This is a genomic window from Mycolicibacter algericus DSM 45454 (assembly GCF_002086455.1).
Lineage (GTDB): Bacteria > Actinomycetota > Actinomycetes > Mycobacteriales > Mycobacteriaceae > Mycobacterium > Mycobacterium algericum.
The window spans coordinates 1-835 of sequence record NZ_MVHC01000088.1; the positions used below are offsets into that span (position 1 = coordinate 1).

At 65.5% G+C, this 835-nt stretch carries 1 protein-coding gene; it reads left to right on the plus strand.

Annotated features, from left to right (window positions below; genetic code table 11):
* The coding region (gene glgB, locus BST10_RS22205; protein WP_109559626.1) for a 1,4-alpha-glucan branching enzyme at nucleotides 1–835 on the plus strand (835 nt) is incomplete at both ends.

An 835-nucleotide genomic window follows, 5' to 3' on the forward strand; every position in this document is an offset into this window, starting at 1 on the left:
CGATGAGCATCTACGAGGTGCACCTCGGGTCGTGGCGTCCCGGTCTGAGTTATCGCCAGCTCGCGGTGGAGCTGACCGAATACGTGGTGCAGCACGGTTTCACCCATGTCGAGTTGCTGCCGGTCGCCGAGCATCCGTTCGGCGGGTCCTGGGGGTATCAGGTCACGTCGTACTACGCGCCGACGGCGCGCTTCGGCACACCCGATGATTTCCGGGCGTTGGTCGACGCGCTGCACCGCGCCGGCATCGGCGTCATCGTGGACTGGGTGCCGGCGCACTTCCCCAAAGACGCGTGGGCGCTGGGCCGTTTCGACGGCACCCCGCTCTACGAGCACGCCGACCCGCGCCGCGGTGAACAGCTCGACTGGGGCACCTACGTGTTCGACTTCGGTCGTCCGGAGGTGCGCAACTTCCTGGTGGCCAATGCGCTGTACTGGCTGACCGAGTTCCACGTCGACGGGCTGCGCGTCGATGCCGTGGCGTCGATGCTGTATCTGGATTACTCCCGTCCTGAGGGCGGCTGGACCCCCAACATCCACGGCGGCCGGGAGAACCTGGAGGCGGTGCAGTTCCTGCAGGAGCTCAACGCGACCGCGCACCGGGTGGCGCCCGGAATCGTGACCATCGCCGAGGAATCGACCTCCTGGCCCGGTGTCACCCGCGATACCAGCCTTGGCGGCCTGGGCTTTTCGATGAAGTGGAACATGGGCTGGATGCACGACACGCTGTCCTATCTCGGTCACGACCCGGTGCACCGCTCCTATCACCACCATGAGATGACGTTCTCGATGCTGTATGCCTACAGCGAGAACTTCGTGCTGCCGATCAGCCACGA